A 24108-nucleotide genomic window follows, 5' to 3' on the forward strand; every position below is an offset into this window, starting at 1 on the left:
CCCACGGCCACCGCGACCCCGGTCCCGACCGCGACCGCGAGTCCGACCTCGGGCACCGGCTCACCGTCCTCCGCGGGCTTCGCGCCGTACGTCGACACCTCGCTCTACCCGGCCTTCGACCTGCTCGCCCACTCCCGGGCGACCGGCGTCAAGCAGTACAACCTGGCCTTCGTCACCGACGGCGGCGGCTGCACGCCCAAGTGGGGCGGGGTCAGCGACCTGGCGAACGACGGCGTCGCGGCCCAGATCGGCGACCTGCGCAAGGCGGGCGGTGACGTCCGGGTCTCCTTCGGCGGCGCGTCCGGCTCGGAGCTGGCGACGACCTGCTCCTCGGTCCCCGCGCTGACCGCGGCGTACGCCAAGGTCGTCGACACCTACAAGCTCACCAAGGTGGACTTCGACGTCGAGGGCGGCGCCATCGCCGACACGGCCGCCAACACCCGCCGGGCACAGGCCATCTCGCAGCTCCAGGCGAGCCACAGCGGCCTGGAGGTCTCCTACACCCTGCCGGTGATGCCGACCGGCCTCACCCAGGACGGTGTCGGCCTGCTGGCGGACGCCAGGTCCCACGGTGTGCGGATCACCGCGGTCAACATCATGGCGATGGACTACGGCGCCTCCTTCAGCGGCGACATGGGCGGCTACGCGATCGACGCCGCCACCACCACCCAGGGACAGCTGCGGGGCGTGCTGGGGCTGTCGGACGCCGCGGCCTGGAAGACCGTCGCGGTCACCCCGATGATCGGCGTGAACGACGTCACCACGGAGGTCTTCAGGGTCGACGACGCGACGCAGCTGGTGACCTTCGCCCGGTCCAAGGGCCTGGGCTGGCTGTCGATGTGGTCGGGCACGCGGGACAAGCAGTGCCCCGGGGGTGCCAAGAACGTCGCCGACGCGACGTGCAGTTCGATCCTCCAGGAGGCGGGCGCCTTCTCCAAGGCCCTCGCGGCCTACGGCGGCTGAGGCCGCACGCGACCATCCCCCTCCCCCCACACGGGCGCCCCGGCCGGCAGTTCAGCACCCCGCCCCGGCCGGGGCGCTCCCGTGTGCGCCGCGCTCAGGAGCGGAGCAGACCGTCCAGCAGCGCGGACAGCCCGGCCTCGTACTGCGCGCGGCCGGACTGCTGCGCCGCGACGAGTTCGGGGGCCAGCCCCACGAGCGAGGGGTAGCTGTCCGGCGGCAGGTCCGCGAGCCGGCTGCGGATCCTCTCGCGCAGCCCGGCCTCGGCCTCCTCGCACTCCGCGCGTTTGCGCCGCACCACCCACAGCGCGGCGCCGACCGTGTACTGCATCAGCGCCACCTGGGCGCGCGCGGCGGCGGGCGGGTCCAGTCCCGCCGTGATCAGCAGGCAGAGCATCCGGTCGATGACGGCGATGGCCTCGTCGCCGCGGAGCGGGCGGCTCGTCAGCAGTTGGAGCGCGGAGGGATGCTCACTGAAAAGCCGGTACACACCGACACAGAGTTCAATAAGCTGCTCGCGGGGCACGCCGGAGCCGGGGGGCATCTCGATCTCGGCGAGCAGCCGTTCGTTGACCGCGTCGATGATCTCGTCCTTGCCCTTGAAGTGGGAGTAGACGGCCATGGTCGCGACGCCGAGCTCCTGGGCGAGCACGCGCATGGTGAAGGCCTCGGGCCCGTGGCGGTCGAGGAGCCCGACCGCGGCGTCGAGGATGCGGTCGGGGTTGAGGGTGTTGCGGGGGACGCGGCGCCGTGGGGAGCGGGCCGGCGGGGTGACAGTCATGAGGGATGCGTGTCCGGTCGGGGGAATCGTGCGCGAGCGGTCGGAAGGTCGAGCGGTTTCCTTGATTCTCCCGCGTTCCCGGGCAACCCGGGGAGGAAGCGGGGCGTCTTTTCGCACGTCTTCCCGAGCACGGCTCCGTGAATCCAGGACGAATCGGTGGTGAAGGGAATAGTCGGGGGCGCTGCCCGGGTTGCCTAGCGTACGTCGTACGGTAGATCGAAGCGACTCTCACAGGGAGAGATGGGGGGAGAACGGCCGGATGACGATGAGCACCACCGCCCCACGGGCGTCCGCCTACCGGGGCGGGCTCCGCTGGTGGACCGAGCTGCCGCTGATCGCGGTGGTCTACGGCCTCTACACCGCGGGCCGCCTCCTCGTACGCGGCGACGTGGGCCTGGCAGTCGACCACGGCATCGCCATACTCCACCTGGAACGCGCGCTCAGCATCGACCCCGAGCGCTCGCTCAACTCCCTCTTCAGCCGCTACCGGTCGCTCGGTGTTCCCGCCGACTTCTGGTACGCCTCGCTCCACTACCTGGTCACACCGCTGGTGCTGGTCTGGCTGTGGCGCCGGCGGCCGACCGTCTACCGCTTCGCGCGCACATGGCTGCTGATGTCCACCCTCGTCGGGCTGATCGGCTTCACGCTCATGCCCACCGCGCCGCCGCGGCTGCTGGCCGCAGGTCACGGCTTCGTCGACACCATGGCGCAGTACGGTTCGTACGGCTGGTGGGGCGCGGAGGCGAGCGCGCCGCGCGGGCTGGGCGGGATGACCAACCAGTACGCGGCCATGCCGAGCCTGCACGTCGGCTGGTCCCTGTGGTGCGGCATCATGCTCTGGCGCCACGGCCGCACGCCCTTCGTCCGCGCCCTGGGCGTCCTCTACCCCCTCGGCACGACCCTCGTGGTCATGGGCACCGCCAACCACTACCTGCTGGACGCCCTCGCCGGGATCGCCGTGATGGGGATCGGCTTCCTGCTGGCGCGGCCCGCGCTGCGTGTGGTGGACCTCATACGCGCCGGGGCGCGCACCCGGTTCGCGACGCCGCGGCCCGCCTCCTCCACCGTCGTCGCGACCTCCCGCGACGTCGCCCCGGCGGACGTGGGGTTCCTGCCGGGAACCGCGGTCGAACCGCGGCGCTGACGCTCCGGCGGAGGCCGCGGACCCGCGGCCTCCGCATTGTGGCCCGCGTTGTCGGTGGGGGGTGCGAGACTTGCCCGGGTGAGCACTACGCACGATCTGCGAGAGCGGCTGGCCGCGTTGCGCGGCCCCACGACCGTGCCGCGCCCGATGGACGCGCGCGCCCTGGCGGCGCTCGCCGCGAACCCCGGATGCCGCCGCCGGGCGCTGCTGGACGCCGCCGGGGTGGACAAGGCGGCGGTGGCGCGCGTCCTGGGCAATCCCGCGCCCTTCGGGCAGTCGCAGTTCGCGTTCGTACGGGGCCATGCCTTCGAGGCCCGGGTGAAGGCCGCGGGGTGCGCCGAGCTGCTGCGCCTGCTGGGCGCGCCCGAGACCGCGGACGCCGTGCTGCCCGATCTGTCCGCCCCGGGCCCCGAGGGCCGGGTGGCCCGTACCCGCCTCGCGCTCAAGGAGGCGACCGCGGCGGGCCGGTGGACGCTGCTCGACCACCCCCTGCTCGTGCTCGAGGTCGCCGACGCCCCGGTCTACCTCGAACCGGACGCCATCGCCGTGCGGCCGGACGGCTCGTGGACGGTGGTGGAGGTCAAGTCCTTCCCGATCCTTGACGGTTCCGCGGACGCCGTGAAGGTCGGCGCGGCGGCCCGCCAGGCCGCGGTGTACGTCCTGGCGCTGGAGCGGCTGGGGTTCGGCACCCCGGAGCACCGGGTGCTGCTGGTGTGCCCGAAGGACTTCTCCAACCTGCCCGCCGCCGAGTTCGTCGACGTGCGCAAGCAACTGTCGGTCACCCGGCGGCAGCTGGCCCGGCTGACCCGGATCGAGGAGATCGCTGCCGCCCTCCCCGAGGGCACGACCTTCGACCTGAGGCTCACCGACGACGGACGGACGGCGACCCGCCCCGCCGCGGAGCTCTCCGATGCGGTGGACCGGCTGCCCGCGGCGTACGCGCCCGAGTGCCTGGCCAGTTGCGAGCTGTCCTTCCACTGCCGCGACCAGGCCCGGGCCTGCGGCGCGGTGGAGGTCCTCGGCCGCGGCGTGCGCGGTGAACTGGGCGCCCTGACCGAAGTGGAGCAGGTGCTGGCGGCCGCGCTGGGCACCGAGGGCGATCCGGCGGATCCCGCGGTCGCCGCGCTGCGGCGGGCGCAGGCCCTGCGGGCGGAGGCGCTGGGATGTCGCTGATCTCGGTGCTGGCCCGTGCGGAGGCCATGGCGACCGGCCGGGCGACCCCGCTCGCGACGGTGCGCCACCGCCATCTGTCGGACCGGCCGCTGGTCCTCGTCCCGCTGACCACCGCGGGCGAGGTCGGCGCCCCGCTGGGCGCCCTGGTCGGCACGGACCGGGACGAGCCCCGGCTGCTGGCGGTGCCGCAGCCGCGCGACCGCGATCTGCGCTTCGCCTTCCTGGCCGAGCTGGCGCAGGTCGTGCTGCCCTACCTGGAGTCCTACGCGGACGACACGGAGACCGAGCCGGCGACCCGCAACCGGGCGGGCGCATCACCCGGCCACCAGGCCGGGGGAGAGTCGGAGGTCTGCACCGACGCACCCCAGATCGTGGTCGCGAACACCCCCGCGGTGGAGTACGTGCGTCTGCTCGGCCGCTCCACCCGCTTCCGCCGCACCGCCGAGGACGACCCCGACGAGCCGCACCCGGTCCCCGCCCGGGTGCCGCTGCTCGGCCGCTGGCTCACCCACTACGGGGAACGCGCCCGCACCCCCGGCTCCGCGCTGCTGCTGTCCGCGACCGAACTGCTCACCCGGCACTGGGCGACCGGCCAGAGCAACCTCGAGGACCAGCACCTGGGCGCCCTGCTGGCCTGGATCGAACCCACCGACGGCATGACGGGCATGGAAGCGGCCCGCCGCGCGGAGTCCCACCGCGGCCCGGACGGCCTGCTGACGTTCCCGCCGGCCGGCCCCGCGACGGACCCGGTCTTCGACAACACGGTGCTCGCCCCGGCCACCGCCCGCTACGACGCCGGGATCACCGGGGCCGGCGAGGACATCGCCCGCCTGCTGGCCGGCCAGATGCGCCCCACCTGGGACGCGGTGTGGCGGTCACTGGACCTGCTGCGCGAGCTGCCCGAGGGCGCCCGCGTCGCGGACCGCTGGAAACGGGACCGCTGGTCGTACACCTCCCACCGGGACCGCGTGCGCGCCGGGGAGCCGCCGCAGCCCCGCCGTGACGACGCCGTGTCGGCGGCGCAGAAGCTCGCCGGCCGGGAGACCGCCCAGGTGCGGCTGGAAGCCCAGGAAGCGCTGGACGACCCGCTGGTGATGGCCGGGCGGCGACTGGCCGGGGAGGCCTTCGCGGGCCGGGTGGACCGGGTGGAGATGACGATGAGCGAGGGCAAGGTGCCCAAGCCGCGCCCGCTGGTGACGGTCCTCACACAGGACCGGCCGCATCTGGACGAGGACGCGAAGCTCTACCGGGCGCTGCCGGACGGCCGTACGCAGCAGGCGCAGTTCGTGGAGTGGGCCGGGCCCGGCGCGGTGCTCCTGCGGGTGGTGAACGGCATGGGCCGCGGCAAGGTCCCCGAGCCCGGCACGGTGCCGGAGGAAGGGGACGAGGTGTGCTGGACGTTGTTCGAACACGCGCCGCGTGGCGGCGCGGGGCTGCCGGAGCGCGAGGACACCCCGTGGACGCACGGCGGGCCCCCGGGCACCGCGGCCGCGAGCGTGACCGCCGGCACGACCGCGGGCCCGACCGCGGCCGCCGTAGCCGAGAGCCCTGACCCCGCGACCACGGAGGACTATCTGTGAGCCCGGTGAGCGACGCCGCCCGGGCGGCCGGCACCGCGACCGAGCGGATCCTGCACGACACCCTGCACGGGACGCACCGCGGCGTCGTGGTGGACTCGCCGCCCGGCGCGGGCAAGTCCACGCTGGTGGTGCGTGCCGCCCGTGAGCTGGTCGCGGCGGGCGAGACCCTGATGGTGGTCGCCCAGACGAACGCCCAGGTGGACGACCTGGTGGACCGGCTGGCCACCGCCGAACCCGGACTGCCGATCGGCCGGCTGCACGGCAGCGACTCTCCCCCGGACCCGGTGCTCGACCGCCACGAGGCCGTGCTCAAGTCGAGCAAGGCGGCCGACCTCACCGGGGCCAAGGTGGTGATCGCGACCGCCGCGAAGTGGGCCTTCGTGAAGGACACCGAGCCCTGGCGGCACGCCATCGTCGACGAGGCCTACCAGATGCGCTCGGACGCGCTGCTGCAGGTGGCGGGGTTGTTCGAGCGGGCGCTGTTCGTCGGCGACCCGGGTCAGCTGGATCCGTTCAGCGTGGTCGGCGCCGAGCAGTGGGCGGGGCTGAGCTACGACCCGTCGGCGAGCGCGGTGGTCACCCTGCTGGCCCACAACCCGGGGCTGCCGCAGCACCGGCTGCCGGTCTCCTGGCGGCTGCCGGCCTCCGCCGCGCCGCTGGTCTCCGACGCCTTCTACCCGTACACCCCGTTCCGCAGCGGCACCGACCACGGTGACCGGCGGCTCTCCTTCGGCGTGCCCGGTGACGGCTCGGGCCCCGACCGGGTGGTGGACGAGGCCGCGGCGTCCGGCTGGGGCCTGCTGGAGCTGCCCGCGCGGCGCACCCCGCGGACCGACCCCGAGGCGGTCCGCGCGGTCGCAGTGGTCGTACGGCGGCTGCTGGACCGCGGCGGCGTGGCGGTCTCCGAGCGGGGCACCGCCCCGGTGGGCCCGGACCGGATCGCCGTGGGCACCGCCCACCGCGACCAGGCGGCGGCGGTCCGCGCGGCGCTGGCGGACCTGGGCGTGACCGGGGTCACCGTGGACACCGCCAACCGGCTGCAGGGCCGCGAGTTCGACGTCACCGTGGTGCTCCATCCGCTGTCGGGGCGTCCCGACGCGACCGCGTTCCACCTGGAGACGGGGCGGCTGTGCGTGCTGGCCTCGCGCCACCGGCACGCGTGCATCGTGGTGTGCCGCGCCGGGGTCTCGGAGCTGCTGGACGAGCACCCCTCGACGGAGCCGGTCCAGCTCGGGGTGACCGTGAAGTTCCCGGACGGCTGGGAGGCCAACCACGCCGTGCTGGCCCACCTGTCCGAGCACCGCGTGGCCTGGCGGCCGTAGCGCGCCGGCCGTCGCCCGGGGCACTCTTGCGCGGGGCGGGACAATGGAAGGCGCTGACGATCCTGGAGGTACGTTCATGTCCGAGCCGCAGTCGGCTCACAGCGCGGCGGGCAAGCAGCCCGCCCCCCGTCTGAAACCCGCCCAGCTGCTGTTCGAGCCCGCCGCCCTGGCCGAGGACGAGGAGCACTTCTTCGACCTGGAGTCCATCGAGGACCCCCGGGAGCTGCTGGCCCGTTCCACGGAGCTCACCCTCGCCTTCCGCGCGGCCGCGGACCGGGCGACGGAGTTCCAGGCCATAGCAGCGGCCCAGCTCGCCGACCCCAAGCGGTTCGACCGGCTGACCCCCGCCGCCATCGGTGCGCAGGCGGGCTGGTCGGAGGACTACGCCAAGCGGATGATCGAGTTCGGCGAGGGCCTGATGCGGGGCGGGGACGCAGCGCTGTCCTGACGACGCACCTGGCATATGCGTTCGGGGCAAGGTACCCGACACATGGCGGGCGTGTCCGGCCTTCGGGCGATGTCGCGTAGCGAAACGTTCACTCACGGTAGTTGTATGGGTCATGAGTGATTGGCAGTGGCACACATGGCCGGGGGGCGTGCCGGAGTCCGCCTCCCACCCATATCCGGACGCGCAGTACCCCACCCCCGACGGGGCCGACTGGCTGGCCTCCGCCAGCGCCTTCCCGCGCAGCGTGCGGGCGCTGTGGTCCGCACGGCCCACGGCGCCCAGCGTGCTGCCCTGCGGGACGGCCTTCGACGCGGTGAACCTGCCGGCCCTGTTCGGACGCCGGGTCCTGGAGCAGCTGTGGTCCTCGGGCCCCGGCTCGGGCCCGGCCGCCACGCTCCGCGGCAGGGTGCTGCTGCTCGCCGAGCCGGGCACCGCCGCACGCCTCCCCGGGCTGCTGACCTGGGAGGAGTGGGGGCTGAGGGTGCCGCCGGTGTTCTGTCACGGCGAGGGGGACTCGGTGGCGCTGCCCCCGCCGTACGGCGACACCGGCCATGGGCGCTCCCGCTGGCTGGTCGCCCCCGACACGCGCCGCCCCTGGCTCCCCGGGGCCGACGTCCTGCTGTGGGCCTGCGTCCGGGCGGCCCGCGCGGAGGCCGGTTGATTATCGATTTTCACCCGCCCGCAAGCGGATGCTAATCTCTACGACGTCAGCGAGCGCCGCTAGCTCAACTGGCAGAGCAGCTGACTCTTAATCAGCGGGTTCGGGGTTCGAGTCCCTGGCGGCGCACTCACGGCACAGCCGTTGACCTGGGCGCTCTCCCATCGGGAGGGCGCCTTTCGTCATGTCGGGCCGTGGCCCTAGGGGCCGTCCCACAGGGGGCGCGAGGTGGTGATCCGCACGGTCCAGCCCTCGTCGTCCGGGTCCCGGCCGAGGACCTCGACGGTGAGGCCGCGGCCGCGGTCGGTGAAGCGTCCGCCGGAGGAGAACGGCGCGTCGTTGAGCGCGTTGAAGGTGGCGCTGCTGTACTCGCAGGCGGTGGTGCGCGGATGGGCGTCCTCGACGGTGACGGGTCCGTGTCCCGAGTCGACGTCGGTGCGCACCTGGTAGATCAGCACCCCTTCGCGGCAGGCCTCGCTGTCGTTGCCGCGGGCGGCGCGCGCCTCGATGACGTACGCGCGGGTCCGGCCGAGGGGGATGACGGCCACCTTGCGGCCGCCGGGCACCTCGACCGGCGTGAGGTGCACCGAGCGCGCGCCCGGGTCGCGGACGCAGACGACCTGCCAGTCGTCGAGCCAGCCCAGGCGCCACTTGTGCCAGGCGAAGAGGTCGCCCTGCAGCCCCCAGTCCAGGGACATGCCGTCCCACTGGCCCGCGAGGGTGTCGGTGTGCCCGAAGTCCTCGACGGAGTACAGGTCGGGCAGCCCGAAGGCATGGCCGTTCTCGTGGCTGAGCACCCGCGCGCCGGACTGGTCGTGGCCGTAGACCAGGGAGACCCGGTCCAGGCTCGTGCCGTCGTCGGTGGTGGCGGCCGAGGCGCCGGTCCAGGTCACCGAGAGGACGGCCTGTTCGGCGGGCGGCCCGGCGTTGGGCGTGACGAGGACGTTGACCAGGTCGTACCCGGAGAAGTCGATCTTCCGGTCGGCGACGCGCAGCAGGTCCCGCATCATGGCCGTGTGCGTGCGCCAGCCGTAGCCGCGCCCTATCCCGTACGACGTGAAGGGCTTCGGCATGCGGATGTAGCGCAGCACGGGCGTGGAGACGTAGCGCAGCTTCCCGTACGAGGCGCGGTAGAACCAGTGCCGCACGGCGGGGAAGAACTCGCGGTAGCGCTCGGCGGCGCTGTACGGGGCGGGCTTGTCCGGGAAGTCGACGAGCAGGGTGAGCGCCCGCACCTCGCCGGTGGCGCGGGCGAACTCGCGGCCGTCCGCGCCCCCGAACCCCTCGGACATCGTGACGCCCGGCGCGGCGCGCAGCGCGCAGGGACGGTCGGCCGGCGGCGCCGCGGCGGGTGCGCCCCCGGTGGCGACGGTGCTGCCGGCCGCGAAGAGGAGCACCGATGCCAGGACCGCGAGCGCCCGGGGTCCTCGCATCGGCTCAGCCCTGGGTGACCTGGACGGTCCAGGACCCGTCGGAGTGCCGGTCGGCGACGCGGATGTGCGCCGAGCGGCCGAGGGCGTACGTCTCCCCGCTGCGCAGTGGCGCGTCGGCGAGCGGTGGGTACACCGAGGACTCCCAGCAGTCGCCGCTGCCCGGGTGGCCGTCGATGACGTCCAGGGGGCCGTCGCCTGACGACACGTCGGCCCGGACGCGGTACATCAGGACGCCCTGGCCGCAGGTGAGGCGGTCGTTGCCGAGGGCGGCGCGGGCCTCGATGGCGACGGCTCCGTCCAGGCCCGCGGGCAGCACCAGCAGCTTGGTGCCGCCGCGCTGCTCGACGGGGCTCAGGCGGAAGGTGTGGGTGCCGCCCTCGGTGACGCAGCGGACCTGCGAGCGCCCGAGCCAGCCCAGCTTCCACTTGTGCCAGGCGAAGAAGTCCGGGGCCAGGCCGAACTGACTGCCCATGAGGTCCCAGTCGCCGACGTGGGTGTCCCAGTCGGCGTTGCTGCCCTGGGGCGGCCGGTAGTAGAGGTCGGGCAGGTCGAAGGCGTGCCCGGTCTCGTGGGCGAGCACGTTGACGTCCGGCGGGTGGCCCTCGAAGACGGTGACGAAGCGGTGCAGGTCCGCACCGTCGACACGGACCGGGCTGCCCAGGTTGACCACCTTGGTGGCGTCCGGGTCGACGCCGGGCGCGTCGGGGTCGGCCACCAGGTAGACGACGCCGTACCGGGAGAAGTCCACCTCCCGGTCGGCCGCCACCACGGCGTCCCGCAGGTAGCGGGCGCGCAGGGCGGGGCTCCAGTCCCGGCCGATGCCGTACGCCGTGGACGCCGCGGGCATGCGCAGCCAGTGCGGCAGGATGCGCGGCCGCAGCCGGAAGGTGCCGTACGAGGCCCGGGCGAAGAAGTCGGCGGTGGCCGGGAAGTGATCGGCCGCCAGTTCGCCGGGGCTGATGGTGGGGGCGGCGTCCGGGAACGCCAGGAACACCATCAGCGCGTCAACGTCGCCACGGGCCCGCGGGTAGGCGGTGTTCCAGGCGCTGACGCCCTCGGAGTGGTGTGCCCTGGTCCGCGGCAGGGCGCACAGCGAGGAGTCGGAGCCCCCGGCCGCGGGGCCGGTGACCAGCGTCCACGCGACGACGGCCGCGAAGACGCTGACGGCGGCGATGGCCGCCCGGAGCCCGTCGGGGGCATGCCCGCGGACGCTCCGGCGGAGGCGCCGATGTGCACGTATGGGTAGCCCTGACAGCGGCACGTGGACCTCCCGTACGGGGTCGGGACACCCACATCACGCTGCTACGGTTTGCTATGTTTTGCCCTGTTGTGCTGCGCCGCCCGGGTTACCGTCCGATCACTACAGTGCGTAATGAGTGACGAAAATCGATCAATGGAATTCAGGGGCCAATCACAAATGATCAAGATCGCATCCCACGTGCCGAGAATCACCACGACGGCGGTGGCCGCGGCAATTCCCCAACGTCTATGATCGGCACATTTCCAGGCCGAACGCCGCCTCTTGGCGGTCATTCGATTCCTCCACGACCATGTGTGCGAGACGACACCTATGCGGGAGCCAGCGGTGGGCGGACCCTCGGGAAGCCCGGACCTCGAGCCCGAGGCGGCGGCCACGACGGTCACTCAACGTCACGCTCCGGCCCCGGAACGGTCAGCCCCGGAACGTCCGGCCTCGGAACGTCCGGCGTCGGAGGTGCGCGACTACCGCGCCGCCTTCAACGTCGCCCGGCTGCCGATGGCTCTGGTCGGTCCCGACGGCCGGGTGCGCGAGGCCAATCCGGCGCTCGGCGCGCTGCTCGGCGCGGACCCGGTGCTGCTCACCGCCCGCACCGCGGCGGAGCTGGTCGGCCTCACCGGCTCCGGCGGCGAGGTCCCCCCGCTCGGGGAGAGCCCGGAGTACGCCGAGTACGAGGACGTGCTGACCGGCCGGCGCGGGGAGTTGCGCCGCACCAGACCCGTCCGCGGACCGGACGGGAGCACGGTCTGGGCCGAGGTCGTCGTGGTGCCCGTGCCCGGCGGAGTCCTGATGTCCGTCGAGGACCTGGGCGAGACCCGCGAACTGCGCGAGCAGCTGCGCCACTTGCGGATGCACGACCCGGTCACCCGGCTCCCCAACCGGCAGTTGTTCTTCGAGCGCCTCGCCACCGCGCTGGAGGGCGCCGACAGCCGCACCGGCCGGATCGGCCTGTGCTACCTCGACCTCGACGGCTTCAAGGCCATCAACGACACCCTCGGCCACCGGGTCGGCGACCGGCTGCTCAAGGCCGTCGCCGCCCGGCTGTCGGACTGCGCGGGCCGGCTCGGGCGCAGCGGGACGCTCGTCGCCCGGCTGGGCGGCGACGAGTTCGCCGTCCTCGTCGAGGACTCCACCGGCACCGGGCAGGCCACCGGGCTCGCCGAATCCGTACTCACCGCGCTGCAGCTGCCGTTCGACCTCGCCGGGCAGCGGCTGGCGGTCTCGGCGAGCATCGGCGTCGTCGAGCGCGAGGCCGCCGGGGCCACCGCCACCGGCATCATGCAGGCCGCCGACACCACGCTGTACTGGGCCAAGGCGGACGGCAAGGCCCGCTGGACGCTCTTCGACCCCGAGCGCAACGCCCATCGGATGACCAAGCAGGCGCTGTCCAGCACCCTGCGGCAGGCCGTGGAGCGCGGGGAGTTCACGCTGGAGTACCAGCCCCTGGTGGAACTCGGCAGCGGCAGCCTGCGCGGGGTGGAGGCCCTGGTGCGCTGGCAGCACCCGCACTTCGGGCTGCTCGGGCCGAACCGGTTCATCCCGCTGGCGGAGGAGAACGGCTCCATCGTCCAGCTCGGCCGCTGGGTGCTCGCCGAATCGTGCCGCCAGGCGCGGCAGTGGCAGAAGGACTGGCCCGACGACCCGATCTTCGTCAGCGTCAACGTCGCCGTGCGCCAGGTCTGGGACTCCGACCTGGTCGCCGACGTCGCGGAGATCCTCGACGACACCGGGCTGCCGGCCGGGCTGCTGCAACTGGAGCTGACCGAGTCGGCGGTGATGGGCTCGGCCGGACGGCCCCTGCAGGCGCTGCACGCCCTGCAGGAGATGGGCGTGCGCATCGCCATCGACGACTTCGGCACCGGCTACTCCAACCTCGCCTACCTCAGCCGGCTGCCGGTCTCCGCGCTCAAGCTCGACGGCAGCTTCGTGCACGGCTTCCGCGACGGCCTGCACCCCAACCCGGCCGACGAGACGATCGTCGAGGCGCTGGTGCAGCTCGCCCACCGGCTCGGCCTGACGGTCACCGCCGAGTGCGTGGAGAACGCCGAGCAGGCGGAGCGGCTGCGCCGGATCGGCTGCGACACCGGGCAGGGCTGGCTGTACTCGCGGCCCGTGCCACCCGAGGGGATCGCCGCGCTGCGCGGCTACGGGCCGGCAGCCGCCCCCGGGGAATAGCCGCAGCCGGTCTCCGGTTGCTCGTTGCCGTAGACGAGGAACCGGCCGCAGGAGGCGACGCAGGAACGTGGACACGAACGACCCGGTACGAGGCACCACCCTCGGCAGCGCACCCGTCCCGCTCTCCGTCCTCGACCTGGCGGGCGTCGGCAGCGGACTGACCGCGAGGGACGCCCTCGCCGCCGGTGTCGCGCTGGCCCGGCTCGCCGAGGCCCGCGGCTACCACCGCTACTGGGTCGCCGAGCACCATTCGATGCCCGGGGTCGCGTCCTCCTCCCCCGCCGTGATCCTCGCCCACCTCGCCGCGCACACCGAGCGCATACGCCTCGGTTCCGGCGGCGTCATGCTGCCCAACCACGCGCCGCTGGTCATCGCCGAGCAGTTCGGCACCCTGGAGGCCCTGGCGCCGGGCCGGATCGACCTCGGCCTCGGCCGCGCCCCGGGCACGGACGGCGCCACCGCCGCCGCGCTGCGCCGCACCGACCGGCTGAACGAGGGCGCCGACGAGTTCCCGCAGCAGCTGTCCGAGCTCATCCGCTTCCTGGACGACGACTTCCCCGACGGCCACCCCTACGCCCGGATCCACGCCATCCCCGGTCCCGTGCAGGGCACCGTCCCGGGCGGCGTGCAGTCCGCCGCGCGGCCCTCGATCTGGCTGCTCGGCTCCAGCACCTTCAGCGCCCGGATGGCCGCGGTCCTCGGGCTGCCCTTCGCCTTCGCGCACCACTTCTCCGCGGCGAACACCGAACCGGCGCTGGAGCTGTACCGCAGGTCCTTCCGGCCCTCGGAAGTGCTGGACGAGCCGTACGCGCTGATCGGCGTCGCGGCGCTGGCGGCGGACGAGGAGAAGGACGCCCGCCGGCAGGTCCTCAGCGGCGCCCTGGCCATGCTGCGGCTGCGCATGGGACGCCCCGGCCTGGTGCCCACCCCGGAGGAGGCGGAGGCGTACGAGTTCAGCCCGGCCGAGCGGGACTTCGTGGACGCCTGGCTCGGCAACGTGGTGCACGGCACGCCGGACGCGGTCCGGGACGGCCTGGACGCGCTGGTGCGCCGCACGGGTGCGCAGGAGCTGATGATCACGGCCAACGCCCACACCCCCGCCGCGCGGCTGCGCTCCTACGAGCTCATCGCCGACGCGTACGGCCTGCCCGGCGGCGCCTGACCCCGCGGGGTCCGGGCCCTAGACGTCCACCGCCACGTACTTCATCTCCAGGTACTCCTCGATCCCCACGGCGCCGCCCTCGCGGCCGGTCCCGGACTGCTTGACGCCGCCGAAGGGCGCCGCGGGGGTGGAGACGACGCCCTTGTTCAGGCCGAGCATGCCCGTCTCCAGTTCCTCGGCGTAGCGGATGCCGCGCCGCAGGCTCTCCGTGAAGACGTAGCCGACCAGGCCGTACACGGTGTCGTTGGCCAGCCGGATCGCCTCGTCGTCGTCCTCGAAGGTGACGACCGGCGCGACCGGTCCGAAGATCTCCTCCCGGAGCATCGCCGCGTCCGGCGGCACGTCGGCCAGCACGGTGGGCGGGTAGAAGTACCCGGGGCGGTCCGAGAGCGGGGCGCCGCCGGTGACCGCGCGGGCCCCGGCCGAGACGGCGTCCTGCACCAGGCGGTCCACCTTGTCCAGGCCCGCGCCGTCGATGAGCGGGCCGACCTGGGTGCCGGGCTCGGTGCCGCGGCCGACGACCATGGAGCCCAGCTTCTCGGCGAGGCGCCCGGTGAAGGCCTCGGCCAGGTCGCGGTGGACGTAGATCCGGTTGGCCGCCGTGCAGGCCTCCCCGATGTTGCGCATCTTGGCGACGGCCGCGCCCTCCACTGCCTTCTCCAGGTCCGCGTCCCGGCAGACGACGAGGGGGGCGTTGCCGCCCAGCTCCATGGAGGTCCGCAGCACCTGCCGCGCGCTGAGCTCGATGAGCTTCTGCCCGACGCCCGTGGAACCGGTGAACGAGAGCTTGCGCAGCCGCGGGTCCTCCGTCAGGGGGCCGCTGATCTCCGCGGGGTGCGAGGTGGTGAGGACGTTGAGCACGCCGTCCGGCAGCCCGGCCTGGCCGAGGATCTCGGCGAGGGCGAGCATGGACAGCGGCGTCTGGTGGGCCGGCTTGACGATCATGGTGCAGCCGGCGGCGACGGCGGGGCCGATCTTGCGGGTGCCCATCGCCATGGGGAAGTTCCACGGGGTGATCAGCAGCGCCGGGCCCACGGGCTGGCGCATCACCCAGATCCGGCCGTTGCCGTCGGGCGCGGTGCGCCAGCCGCCCTCGATGCGCACCGCCTCCTCGGAGAACCAGCGGAAGAACTCGGCGGCGTAGAGGATCTCGCTGCGGGACTCGGCGACCGGCTTGCCCATCTCCAGGGTCATCAGGAGGGCGAGTTCCTGCTGCCGCTCCACGATGAGCTCGAAGGCCCGCCGCAGGATCTCCCCGCGCTCACGCGGCGCCGTGGCCGCCCATCCCTCCTGCGCGGCGGCCGCGGCGTCCATCGCGGCCTTGGCGTCCTCGGCCCCGGCGTCCGGCACGGCGCACAGCGGTCGCGCGGTGGACGGGTCCTCCACCTCGTACTCGCGCCCGTCGCTCGCCGGCCGCCAGCGGCCGCCGACGAGCAGTGCCTTCGGCACCCGCTCCACGACCAGTTGCTCGCGCTTGCCGTTCCCTTCGGTGCTGTCGCTCATGGCAGCTCCCTGCCTCCCGCGGACGTTCCGTACATCGGGTACCCCACCAGATTCGCATGAATGCCCCCTGTGCGCCGGGGTAGGCGCGGCCCTCGTGTGGTCACCGCACCGCACGGAAGCGAACTACCGGAGGTCTGGTCCATGTCCGAGCGCAGTCCCCTGTCCCGCAGGGGTTTCCTCTCCCGTACCGCAGGCGTCGGCGGTCTCGTGGCGGTCCCCGGGCTGCTGGCGGCGTGCAGCCGTACGCAGGCCGGCACCGGCGCGCCCACCGGCGACGGGGACCTGCTGGCCAAGCTGAGGAAGCAGGGGTACGTGCGGGTCGGCTTCGCGGGCGAGGCGCCGTACGGGTACCGGGACGGCGACGAGCTGGCCGGCGAGGCGCCCACCCTCCACCGGGAGATCTTCACGGCGCTCGGGGTGCCGGAACTGCGGCCCACGCTCACCGACTTCGGCGCGCTCATACCGGGCCTGACGGCCGACCGCTTCGACGTGGTCAGCGCCGGGATGGCGATCACGCCCGACCGCTGCCAGAAGGTGATCTTCTCGGAGCCCGAGTTCGTCTCGCCGACCGCCCTGATGGTCCGCGCGGGCAACCCCGAGGGGCTGAGCGACCTGGTGTCCTGCGCCCGCGGGAAGGTCACCGTCGGCGTGCTGAGCGCGGCGGTCGAGGCGGACTACGCGGATGCCGCAGGGGTGCCGCTGACCTCGGTGAAGTCCCTGGCCAAGCAGCAGGACGGGGTGGACGCGCTGCTCGCCGGCCGGATCGACGCCTTCGCACTGACCGGGATCTCGCTGCGCTGGCTGGCCCGCACCAACAAGGGCGCCGCGGTGGAGGTGCTCGACCCCTTCCTGCCGGTGGTCGGCGGCCGCAAGCAGTACAGCCCGGGCGGCGCGGTGTTCCGGCAGGACGCGACGGGCCTGCGCGACGCGTTCAACAAGGAACTCAAGAAGATCACCACCGACCCCGGCCGCTACACGTCCCTCATCGGGAAGTACGGCTTCACCAAGGCGGAGGTCCCGCCGGCGACGCTGCGCACGGCGCAGCTGTGCGCGGCGTGAGGCGGCGCCTTGTCCTCGTACTCCATCGGCGCCGGCGACCTCGCCGGTGAATCCATGTCCGGCTTCACGGAGTTCACGCACTCGCTGCCCGGTGTGGGCGCGGGTCTGTGGGTCACCGTGCAGGCCACCGTCCTCGGCGCGGCGCTCGCGCTGCTGATCGCCTTCGTCCTCGGCTTCATGGCGCGCTCACGGCGGATGCCCGTGCGCGGGACCTCCCGGGTGGTCGTGGAGTTCTTCCGCGGCACCTCGCTGTACGTCCAGCTGTTCTGGCTGTTCTTCGCGCTGCCGATCCTCGGCTTCAAGCTCGTGCCGCTCGCCTGCGCCGTGGTCGCCTTCGGGCTCAACTACGGGGCGTACGGCTCGGAGGTCGTCCGGGGCGCCCTGGACGCCGTGCCCCGCGGGCAGCGGGAGGCGGCCGTCGCGCTGAGCATGACGCCGTGGCAGCGGATGCGCCTGGTCGTCCTGCCGCAGGCCTGGCCGCAGATGATCCCGCCGTTCAACAACCTGCTGATCCAGCTGCTGAAGTGCACCCCGCTGATGTCGCTGATCACCATTTCGGACGTCACCTTCCAGATGGACCAGCTCCGTTCGACGACGGGCGACACCGCGACGGCATACCTGCTGCTCCTGGCGATCTACTTCGTCCTCGCGTACGCGCTGACACTGGCCATGAACGGCCTGGAGGCCGTGGCCAAGGCGCGGCTCGGACAGCCGGCGGGAGGTCGGGCCTGATGTGGGACTGGGAGACGGCCCGCGAGGGCCTGCCGCTGATCCTGCACGGTTTCGGGATCACCCTGCTGGCCACGCTGCTCGGTTCGCTGCTCGCCGTCACGCTGGGCCTGGGCATCGCGGTGCTGCGGCGCACGCCCAGCCGCTGGGTGACGCTGCCGCTGCGGGCGGCCGTGGAGTTCGTGCGCTCCACTCCGGTGATGATCCAGCTCTTCGCGGTGTGGGTGCTGGTCCCGGGACTGGACCCGCTGGTGATCGGCATCACCGTGCTGGGCGTGCACTACGCGACGTACACCTCGGAGGTGTACCGGGCGGGCATCGAGGCGGTGCCGAGGGGGCAGTGGGAGGCTGCGGTCGCGCTGTCGCTGCCGCGGGCGCGCACCTGGTGCGCCGTGGTGCTGCCGCAGGCGGTGCGGAAGATCGTGCCGGCCCTCGGCAACTACGTGATCTCGATGTTCAAGGAGACACCGTTCCTGTCGGTCATCACCGTCGACGAGATGGTGCACGAGGCGAACCGTTTCGGCAGTGACCACTTCGCCTACCTGGAGGCGTTCACCATCGCCGCCGTGATCTTCCTGGTCGCGAGCTGCCCCACCTCGGTCCTCATGCGGAAGCTGGAGAAGCGCCTTGCTCACTGACGAGTCCCCCACCCCCGCCAAGTCCGGCCCGGCGGCGCCCGCCGTCCGCTTCGACCAGGTGGTCAAGCGGTACGGGGACAACACCGTGCTGGACCACCTCGACCTGGAGGTCCGGCGCGGTGAGCGCGTCACCCTGATCGGCCCGAGCGGTTCGGGCAAGACGACCATCCTGCGGCTGCTGATGACCCTGGAGCGGCCCACCGAGGGCGTCATCCACGTGGACGGCGAGCCCTTCTCGCACATGCCGGGCCGCGGCGGCCGGCTCGTGCCGGCCGACGAGAGGCACCTGCGCGGCACGCGCCGCCGGATCGGCATGGTGTTCCAGCACTTCAACCTCTTCCCGAACATGAAGGTGCTGGACAACGTCACCGAGGCCCCGGTGCACGTCCTCGGCCTGGACCGCGACGAGGCCGCCGAGCGCGCCCGCGGGCTGCTGGAGCTGGTGGGCCTGGCCGACAAGCAGGACGCCCACCCCACCCGGCTCTCCGGCGGCCAGCAGCAGCGGGTGGCCATCGCCCGCGCGCTGGCGATGCGGCCCGACATCCTGCTGCTGGACGAGGTGACCTCGGCGCTCGACCCCGAACTGGTGGCCGGGGTGCTGGACGTGCTCAGGGACGTCGCCCGCAGCACGGACATCACCCTGCTCTGCGTCACCCACGAGATGGGGTTCGCCCGGGACGTCTCGGACCGCGTACTGATGTTCGACGGCGGACGGGTCGTCGAGTCGGGTCCGCCGGAGCGCATTTTCGGCTCCCCGGAGCACCACAGGACCCGGGAATTCCTCGGTGCGGTGCTCTGAGGAAAAGTGGGCCGTGCCGTTGGCATATGCCAGAGTGGCCCGTTCCTGCGTATACGCCTGCGGCCGCCCACATAAAGCTTCAACGGGCTCTACTGCAAACCGCATTGAGGCTATCGTGGAATCCGGCCCAGCTGCCGGGCTGCTGTCGTGCCCGGCAGCCGTGACCAGTAGCTACAGCAAGGACGCAAACGGTCACACCTGTAGGGGGACACCGTGGCGCTTGAGCACCGACAGGTCGCGCCGGTCTACGCGGTCCAGCACGCGCTGCGCGTGCTGGAGACCGTGGACAAGCACAGGAACGGCGTCACCGCCGAGCAGCTCGCCCGTGAGATCGGAGTGCCCATCGGCTATCTCGGTCAACTCCTCGCCATGCTCAACCGCGAGCGCTACCTCAACGCCCTGCCCGGCGGCGGCTACGCCGTCGGCGAGTCGCTGGTCCTGCTCGGCAGCGCCAGTCGCGACCTGGCACTCGGCGAGAAGATCAAGAAGATCCTGACGGCGCTGCGCGACGAGGTCGGCGCCGCCGTCTACTTCAGCCGTTACGACGACGGCGAGGTCAAGATCGTCGACTTCGCGGACGGCCCGGAAGCACCCAAGGTCAACGAGTGGGTGGACTTCCGCTTCGCCGCCCACGCCAGCGCGGTCGGCAAGTGCCTGCTCACCCAGCTCGACCACAACGGGCGCCGCGACCACCTGTCCCGGCACAAGACGGTACGGCTCACGTCCAAGACCACGATCAGCGAGAAGGTGCTGCTGACCAAGCTGGAGAGCCAGCCGGCCAGCGTCCCCACCCTGGACCTGCAGGAGTACGCGATCGGCACGGTCTGCGCCGCCATCCCGATCACCGTCGGCAGGACGGTCGGCTGCCTCGCCCTCTCCCTCCCCGTCACCCAGGCCCACCGCCTCAAGGGCGCGGCCGACACACTCAACGAACGCGCGGCGCCGGTGCTGCTGTCACTGGCCATCTGAGGCCCGAGGCCGTCCGGCGCACGACGCACGACGCCCACCGGAAGACGACGAAGGGCGCCCCTCCCGAAGGAGGGGCGCCCTCTCGCTGTGCGCCGCCAGGGACTCGAACCCCGAACCCGCTGATTAAGAGTCAGCTGCTCTGCCAGTTGAGCTAGCGGCGCGTGCAGGACAATCATACGGGGTCGGAGGGGGTGCTCATGACCGCTCCCTCCGACCCCGTACCGGACCGGATCAGCTCAGGCCGAACGCCCGGACGACCTCCTGCTCCACCGTGCCGCCCCGGCCGTCGGAGGCCGTGGCCCGCAGGGACACGAACCCGCCCGGGGTGCGGGGAGTTCGCAGCTCGGCCGACCAGTGGCCGGTGCCGCCGGCGGCACGCCGCAGGGGCACGGGCCGCCAGGTCCTCCCGTCGTCGTACGACACGGACAGCGTCGCGGACGTGGCCCGCGTCACGTCGTCGAGCCACTCCTGGGTGGCGGCGGACAGGCCGAGCGGCACCTTGGCGCCGGCCGGCACGTCGCCGGCGAGGTCCGTGCTGACGTCGTAGTCCAGCTGGAGCAGCTCGATGTCCTGCTGCCAGACGCCGTCCGGGACCGCGCCGGAGCGGAAGCCCCACTCCGTACGGCTGCGCACCGAGGTGCGCCAGCGGTCGGCGTCGCGCGAGGCGTCCAGGACGAGGCGGTACGGCAGGGTCTGCGCCGGGACCGGGTCGAAGAGGTACAGCGCCCGGCCGGCGGACTTCCGCAGCAGCGTGCCGCCCTGGTAGAGCGCGATGGTGCCGGTGTCGTACTCGTCGTTGGGCATGGAGCCGGAGTGTCCGGCGCCCGAGTCCGTCCACGGCGTGATGTTGAACTGCAGGCCACCGGCGGCGTCACGGCTGGGGCCCCAGAAGCCCTGGCCGAGGCGCGGACGCTGGACGGGGGCGAACCACTCGGTGCGGTAGTGACGGCCGGCCGTCACGCGGTCGTTGCCGCTGCGCATCTCCTGCAGGGTCTCGTCCTGCGGGCCGAGGACGGAGTGGTCCTCGTACCAGAAGGCCGCGCCGCGCAGCGGGGTCAGCCACTCGGTGCGCAGTGAGGGGTAGCTCTCACGCTCGCCGAAGCCGAAGCCGGAGCCGTAGGCGGGGATGTTGTAGCGGAAGCCGCCGCCCGGGGCCTTCGTCCGGCCGTAGTAGGTGGCGTCGACCCGGGCGAGGTCGCGGTCCGGGTCCGGGGCGTAGGCCAGGGAGCGGTCCGGGATGGCGCCGTCGTGCTGGGAGACCAGGTCGTACAGGAAGCGGCCGTGGGCGCGCTGGGTGACGGTGACCCTCTTGCGCAGGACGCGCTCGCGGTCGCCGCGCATGGCGGAGACGACGGGCAGCCCGGCGCCCTCGCCGTAGTACTCGCTGAGCCTGCCGTCGCCGTCGTTGACGACGATCAGCAGGGCGGCACCGGCGGCCACCGCCGCGGCCGCGCGGTCGGCCGGGGCGACGGCGTCGGAGCGGTCCACCACGACGGCCTTGCCCTTCGCGCCCAGACCGGCGTAGTCGGCGGCCGCGCCGTGGCCCGCGTACACCGTGGCGAGCTCGCTTCTCCCCTCCCGCAGGGTGCTGCCGGCCTGGACGACGAGGTCGTCCACGGAGTCGACGGCGACCTGCTTCTCGGCCAGCCGCCAGCGGGTGGAGAAGCTCATGGAGGCGCCGGTGACCTTGCCGGTCGGCTGGGCCCACAGCGTGTCGTACTTCAGGGGCACCTGGTAGCCGCTGCGGACGACCCCGCCGGTGGCGGAGACCACCGCGAAGTCCATCTGCCGCTGCGTGTCCGCCGTGTCCTTGGGCACGGACGCGCTGATCCTCCGCGCCCTGCTCGCATCGAGCGAGACGGTGGCCGGCCTGTCGAGCACCGTACGCGGCGCGGACAGGAAGGCCAGGCCCAGCGAGTCCGGCTCGTCGCCGGGGACGTCCATGTAGGTGTACGCGGTGTACGTGCCCGGGGGCAGGCGCAGGGTGCGCCGGCCGTCGACGGCGTACTGGTACTGGTAGAAGTCGTTCTCGACGCCCAGGTACACCGTGCCGGAGGCGGGCTTGCCGTCCCGGTCCTTCAGCTCGACCGTGTAGTCGTAGAGTTCCTGCTCCTTGACCAGGGCGAAACCGGTGTGCGCCACGAGGGTCCCGGTGGCCCGGTCGGTGGCCAGGACCTGGCCGGAGAAGGTCGTGGCGGGCTCCACCGCGGACGGGTCGAGGCGCAGCGTGACGTCGGCGGTACCCCCGGCGGGAACGGTGACGGACGGCGACGAGAGCGTGTAGGCGGCCGCGTCGGCGTCGGTCGCCAGGTCGAGGGTGACGCCCTCCGTGCCGGTGTTGCGGTAGGTGACGGTGCGGGTGGCGACCGGGTCGTCGGCGCCGTGCGGCCAGTCGTAGAAGGCGGTCGCGACGGAACCGGTGGCCTGGACCGTGCCGTCGACGGCCTTCAGCACGTCCACCCGGCCGGTGCCCTGCTGGTAGGGGGTGTAGCCGGTGAGCGGCGTGGACGAGCTCATCAGCGCGTCCTTCAGCTGCCGCCCGGACCAGTCGGGGTGGCGCTGCTTGAGGACGGCCGCCGCCCCGGCGACGTGCGGGGTGGCCATGGAGGTCCCGGACATCGTCTGGTAGCCGCCGCCGGGCTTGGCGGCGGTGATGTCGGAACCGGGCGCGGAGATGTCCGGCTTGAGGCCGTAACTGCCGGTCAGCGGGCCCATGCTGGAGAAGTCCGAGCGCTCGTCGGACTTGGTGACGGAGGCGACCGTCAGGGCGGACGCGGCCGAGCCGGGCGCCCCGATGGTGAACTCCCCGTAGGAGTTGCCCGCCGCGACGACGAAGAGCGGCCCGCCGTCGGCGGACAGCGTGTCGACTGCCCGGGCCATGGGGCTGGTCCCGTCGTCCGGCACCTGGGAGCCGAGGCTCATGCTCACCACGTCGGCGCCCTGGGCCTTCGCCCACTCCATGCCCGCGATGATCCAGGAGTCCTCGCCGTAGCCCTCGTCGGAGAGCACCTTGCCCACCAGCAGTTCGGCGCCGGGCGCGACGCCCCGGTAGGTCGAGCCGTCGCCCGCGACCGTGGACGCGACGTGCGTGCCGTGGCCGTTGCCGTCGGCGACCGCCTGGTCCGGTACGAAGCTCCGCTCGGCGGCTATCCGCCCCTTGAGGTCCGGGTGGGTGTCGTCCACGCCGGTGTCGAGCACGGCGACCTTCCGCCCGGTGCCGTCGTAGCCCTCCGCCCACGCCTGCGGGGCGTTGATCTGCGGCACGGACTCGGCGAGGTCGGCCTCCACCCGGCCGTCCAGCCACAGCTTCTCGACGCCCCCGTCCAGCGACCGGGCCCGGGGCGCGGTGCCGGCCACGTCCTTCCAGAAGGTGCGGGCGGTGGCCTTGGCGGCCCGCAGCGCGGCACCGTCGATGCTGGGCAGCCGGCGCTCGACCGTGCTGCCCGCGGGTGCCGTCACGCCGCCCCGGTAGGTGGCGATCAGCGGGACCCCGCCGGTGCGGGTGTCGTCGTACCCCATCGCCACCAGCGCGGTCACGTCGAACAGCCGGCGGTCGAGCCGGCCCGCGGTCAGCAGGGCCTCGGCCTCGTCGGGGACCACCGAGAGGCGGCCGCCGCTCTGCTGGATCTTCACGCCCCCGGTCGCGCCCTCGGGGCGGTCCACGGTGACGGTGTCCTGCGCGGTACCGGGCCGGTCGGTGAAGTGCACGACGTCACCGGTGACGAGGGTGATGTCGTGGGCGGTGGCGCGCGGCACGGACGCGGCCGGGTCCTTGACCGGGGCCGCCGCGGCGGTCGTGGCGGGCAGCACGAGGGTGCCGCCGACCAGCGCGCACGCGGTGGCGGTCGCGGTCAGCAGGGCATGACGGGCAGCCCGAACGGGTCGTGCGTCTCGGGCACTTGGGGGGTGGGCGAATGTCATGCACAGGAGGTCTACCGGTGCCGCAACCGCTTGCGCACCGCTTCCGTGCGGCGTGAATCCGCCGTGGCGGATACCCGCCTCCTCCTGCACGCGGGCATGCTGAGGGGCCCGGCAAGAGGGGGGAGGTATGCCGGGCCCATCAGCGTGGGGGGCTGTCGCCTATACACATCTGCCGCGGCCGACGATAAGGCGCGAGAAAGTCTTGGAGCGGGCGCAGATCTCGAAAGAAAAAAAAAAAAAAAAGAGGAAAAAAAAAAAAAAAAAAAAAGGAAAAGAAAAAAGGAAAGAGAAAGGGAGAGAAGGAAAGAAAGGGAAAGAAGAAGGGGAAGAAGGAGAAGAGGAGGGGGAAAGGGAAGGAAGAGAAAGGGAAAAAAAAGAGAAGAAATAAAAGAGAAG

The 24108-nt window shown here is 72.9% G+C and carries 20 protein-coding genes and 2 tRNA genes; 16 read left to right on the forward strand and 6 right to left on the reverse strand.

From position 1 onward, the window contains the following. Positions 1-963, forward strand: a 963-nt coding sequence (locus tag PV350_RS28930; RefSeq protein ID WP_500336858.1) for a chitinase, incomplete at its 5' end; no start/stop codon positions are given. A 94-nt stretch (positions 964-1057) separates the two neighbouring features. Here the strand turns inward: PV350_RS28930 and PV350_RS28935 are convergent. Further along, positions 1058-1741, reverse strand: a complete 684-nt coding sequence (locus tag PV350_RS28935) for a TetR/AcrR family transcriptional regulator (protein WP_499512030.1) — start codon at positions 1739-1741, stop codon at positions 1058-1060. Between the two features lie 259 nt (positions 1742-2000). Here PV350_RS28935 and PV350_RS28940 point away from each other — a divergent pair, with 259 nt between their 5' ends. The 7 genes from PV350_RS28940 to PV350_RS28970 all read left to right on the forward strand — a co-directional run bounded on the left by PV350_RS28940 (position 2001) and on the right by PV350_RS28970 (position 8195). Beyond that, on the forward strand, positions 2001-2885 hold the full coding sequence (locus PV350_RS28940) for a phosphatase PAP2 family protein (protein WP_500336859.1): 885 nt from the start codon (positions 2001-2003) through the stop codon (positions 2883-2885). A 78-nt stretch (positions 2886-2963) separates the two neighbouring features. Beyond that, entirely contained in the window at positions 2964-4058 is a 1095-nt protein-coding gene (locus PV350_RS28945; RefSeq protein ID WP_499512032.1) for a hypothetical protein, read from the forward strand. Continuing rightward, the gene (locus PV350_RS28950) at positions 4049-5638 is read left to right on the forward strand and encodes a hypothetical protein (protein ID WP_500336861.1); all 1590 of its coding nucleotides are present in this window, start codon (positions 4049-4051) and stop codon (positions 5636-5638) included. The genes PV350_RS28945 and PV350_RS28950 overlap by 10 nt, the downstream gene beginning before the upstream one ends. Then, complete coding sequence (locus PV350_RS28955) at positions 5635-6960, forward strand: AAA domain-containing protein (protein ID WP_499512034.1); 1326 nt, start codon at positions 5635-5637, stop codon at positions 6958-6960. Before PV350_RS28950 ends, PV350_RS28955 begins: the two co-directional genes overlap by 4 nt. 76 nt (positions 6961-7036) lie before the next feature. Further along, positions 7037-7408 carry a DUF8844 domain-containing protein gene (locus tag PV350_RS28960; RefSeq protein WP_499512035.1) on the forward strand — a complete coding sequence of 124 codons (372 nt, stop codon included), beginning with the start codon at positions 7037-7039 and terminating at the stop codon, positions 7406-7408. Between the two features lie 112 nt (positions 7409-7520). Beyond that, positions 7521-8069, forward strand: coding sequence for a bifunctional DNA primase/polymerase (locus PV350_RS28965; protein WP_499512036.1), 549 nt, complete (start codon positions 7521-7523; stop codon positions 8067-8069). Between the two features lie 53 nt (positions 8070-8122). Next, a tRNA-Lys gene (locus PV350_RS28970) sits at positions 8123-8195 on the forward strand. A 71-nt stretch (positions 8196-8266) separates the two neighbouring features. On the opposite strand, the gene PV350_RS28975 is transcribed toward PV350_RS28970, so the two are convergent. Both PV350_RS28975 and PV350_RS28980 read right to left on the reverse strand, forming a co-directional pair. Further along, entirely contained in the window at positions 8267-9499 is a 1233-nt protein-coding gene (locus PV350_RS28975; protein WP_499512037.1) for a M6 family metalloprotease domain-containing protein, read from the reverse strand. A gap of 4 nt (positions 9500-9503) precedes the next feature. Further along, complete coding sequence (locus PV350_RS28980; RefSeq protein ID WP_500336874.1) at positions 9504-10754, reverse strand: M6 family metalloprotease domain-containing protein; 1251 nt, start codon at positions 10752-10754, stop codon at positions 9504-9506. Positions 10755-11069: 315 nt separating this feature from the next. Here PV350_RS28980 and PV350_RS28985 point away from each other — a divergent pair, with 315 nt between their 5' ends. Together PV350_RS28985 and PV350_RS28990 are read left to right on the forward strand one after the other, a co-directional pair. Further along, a complete protein-coding gene (locus tag PV350_RS28985; RefSeq protein WP_500336863.1) occupies positions 11070-12932 on the forward strand; it encodes a putative bifunctional diguanylate cyclase/phosphodiesterase in 1863 nt (620 codons plus the stop codon). 67 nt (positions 12933-12999) lie between these two features. Next, complete coding sequence (locus tag PV350_RS28990) at positions 13000-14094, forward strand: LLM class flavin-dependent oxidoreductase (protein ID WP_500336865.1); 1095 nt, start codon at positions 13000-13002, stop codon at positions 14092-14094. Between the two features lie 18 nt (positions 14095-14112). Here PV350_RS28990 and PV350_RS28995 read toward each other — a convergent pair whose 3' ends face one another. Further along, a complete protein-coding gene (locus tag PV350_RS28995) occupies positions 14113-15597 on the reverse strand; it encodes an NAD-dependent succinate-semialdehyde dehydrogenase (RefSeq protein ID WP_500336866.1) in 1485 nt (494 codons plus the stop codon). Between the two features lie 141 nt (positions 15598-15738). Between PV350_RS28995 and ehuB the strand changes: the two genes are divergently transcribed. From ehuB to PV350_RS29020, 5 genes are all read left to right on the forward strand, one after another. After that, positions 15739-16656, forward strand: coding sequence for an ectoine/hydroxyectoine ABC transporter substrate-binding protein EhuB (ehuB, locus tag PV350_RS29000; protein ID WP_499512041.1), 918 nt, complete (start codon positions 15739-15741; stop codon positions 16654-16656). Positions 16657-16710: 54 nt separating this feature from the next. Beyond that, complete coding sequence (gene ehuC, locus PV350_RS29005) at positions 16711-17388, forward strand: ectoine/hydroxyectoine ABC transporter permease subunit EhuC (protein WP_499516843.1); 678 nt, start codon at positions 16711-16713, stop codon at positions 17386-17388. After that, positions 17388-18023 carry an ectoine/hydroxyectoine ABC transporter permease subunit EhuD gene (gene ehuD / locus PV350_RS29010; RefSeq protein WP_500336868.1) on the forward strand — a complete coding sequence of 212 codons (636 nt, stop codon included), beginning with the start codon at positions 17388-17390 and terminating at the stop codon, positions 18021-18023. The genes ehuC and ehuD overlap by 1 nt, the downstream gene beginning before the upstream one ends. Further along, entirely contained in the window at positions 18013-18822 is an 810-nt protein-coding gene (ehuA, locus tag PV350_RS29015) for an ectoine/hydroxyectoine ABC transporter ATP-binding protein EhuA (RefSeq protein WP_499512043.1), read from the forward strand. The genes ehuD and ehuA overlap by 11 nt, the downstream gene beginning before the upstream one ends. A gap of 213 nt (positions 18823-19035) precedes the next feature. After that, positions 19036-19791 (forward strand): IclR family transcriptional regulator, encoded by a 756-nt coding sequence (locus PV350_RS29020; protein WP_499512044.1) that lies wholly within the window; start codon positions 19036-19038, stop codon positions 19789-19791. A gap of 88 nt (positions 19792-19879) precedes the next feature. Here PV350_RS29020 and PV350_RS29025 read toward each other — a convergent pair. Then, positions 19880-19952: transfer RNA gene (locus tag PV350_RS29025), tRNA-Lys, on the reverse strand. Positions 19953-20022: 70 nt separating this feature from the next. After that, positions 20023-23712 carry a S8 family peptidase gene (locus PV350_RS29030; RefSeq protein ID WP_500336870.1) on the reverse strand — a complete coding sequence of 1230 codons (3690 nt, stop codon included), beginning with the start codon at positions 23710-23712 and terminating at the stop codon, positions 20023-20025. 63 nt (positions 23713-23775) lie between these two features. Between PV350_RS29030 and PV350_RS29035 the strand changes: the two genes are divergently transcribed. Further along, positions 23776-24108 (forward strand): hypothetical protein (locus tag PV350_RS29035; protein ID WP_500336872.1); only part of this gene is annotated, 333 nt, incomplete at its 3' end.

This window comes from Streptomyces sp. PA03-6a, assembly GCF_033792765.1.
Lineage (GTDB): Bacteria > Actinomycetota > Actinomycetes > Streptomycetales > Streptomycetaceae > Actinacidiphila.

What these genes read in the sequence shown, in the direction of transcription:
- PV350_RS28940 (WP_500336859.1), top strand. Translation starts at nt 2,001, where the DNA reads ATGACGATGAGCACCACCGCCCCACGGGCGTCCGCCTACCGGGGCGGG.
- PV350_RS29030 (WP_500336870.1), bottom strand. Translation starts at nt 23,712, where the DNA reads ATGACATTCGCCCACCCCCCAAGTGCCCGAGACGCACGACCCGTTCGG.
- PV350_RS28935 (WP_499512030.1), bottom strand. Translation starts at nt 1,741, where the DNA reads ATGACTGTCACCCCGCCGGCCCGCTCCCCACGGCGCCGCGTCCCCCGC.
- PV350_RS28960 (WP_499512035.1), top strand. Translation starts at nt 7,037, where the DNA reads ATGTCCGAGCCGCAGTCGGCTCACAGCGCGGCGGGCAAGCAGCCCGCC.
- PV350_RS28975 (WP_499512037.1), bottom strand. Translation starts at nt 9,499, where the DNA reads ATGCGAGGACCCCGGGCGCTCGCGGTCCTGGCATCGGTGCTCCTCTTC.
- ehuD (WP_500336868.1), top strand. Translation starts at nt 17,388, where the DNA reads ATGTGGGACTGGGAGACGGCCCGCGAGGGCCTGCCGCTGATCCTGCAC.
- ehuB (WP_499512041.1), top strand. Translation starts at nt 15,739, where the DNA reads ATGTCCGAGCGCAGTCCCCTGTCCCGCAGGGGTTTCCTCTCCCGTACC.
- PV350_RS28950 (WP_500336861.1), top strand. Translation starts at nt 4,049, where the DNA reads ATGTCGCTGATCTCGGTGCTGGCCCGTGCGGAGGCCATGGCGACCGGC.
- PV350_RS28995 (WP_500336866.1), bottom strand. Translation starts at nt 15,597, where the DNA reads ATGAGCGACAGCACCGAAGGGAACGGCAAGCGCGAGCAACTGGTCGTG.
- PV350_RS28965 (WP_499512036.1), top strand. Translation starts at nt 7,521, where the DNA reads ATGAGTGATTGGCAGTGGCACACATGGCCGGGGGGCGTGCCGGAGTCC.
- ehuC (WP_499516843.1), top strand. Translation starts at nt 16,711, where the DNA reads ATGTCCGGCTTCACGGAGTTCACGCACTCGCTGCCCGGTGTGGGCGCG.
- PV350_RS28985 (WP_500336863.1), top strand. Translation starts at nt 11,070, where the DNA reads ATGCGGGAGCCAGCGGTGGGCGGACCCTCGGGAAGCCCGGACCTCGAG.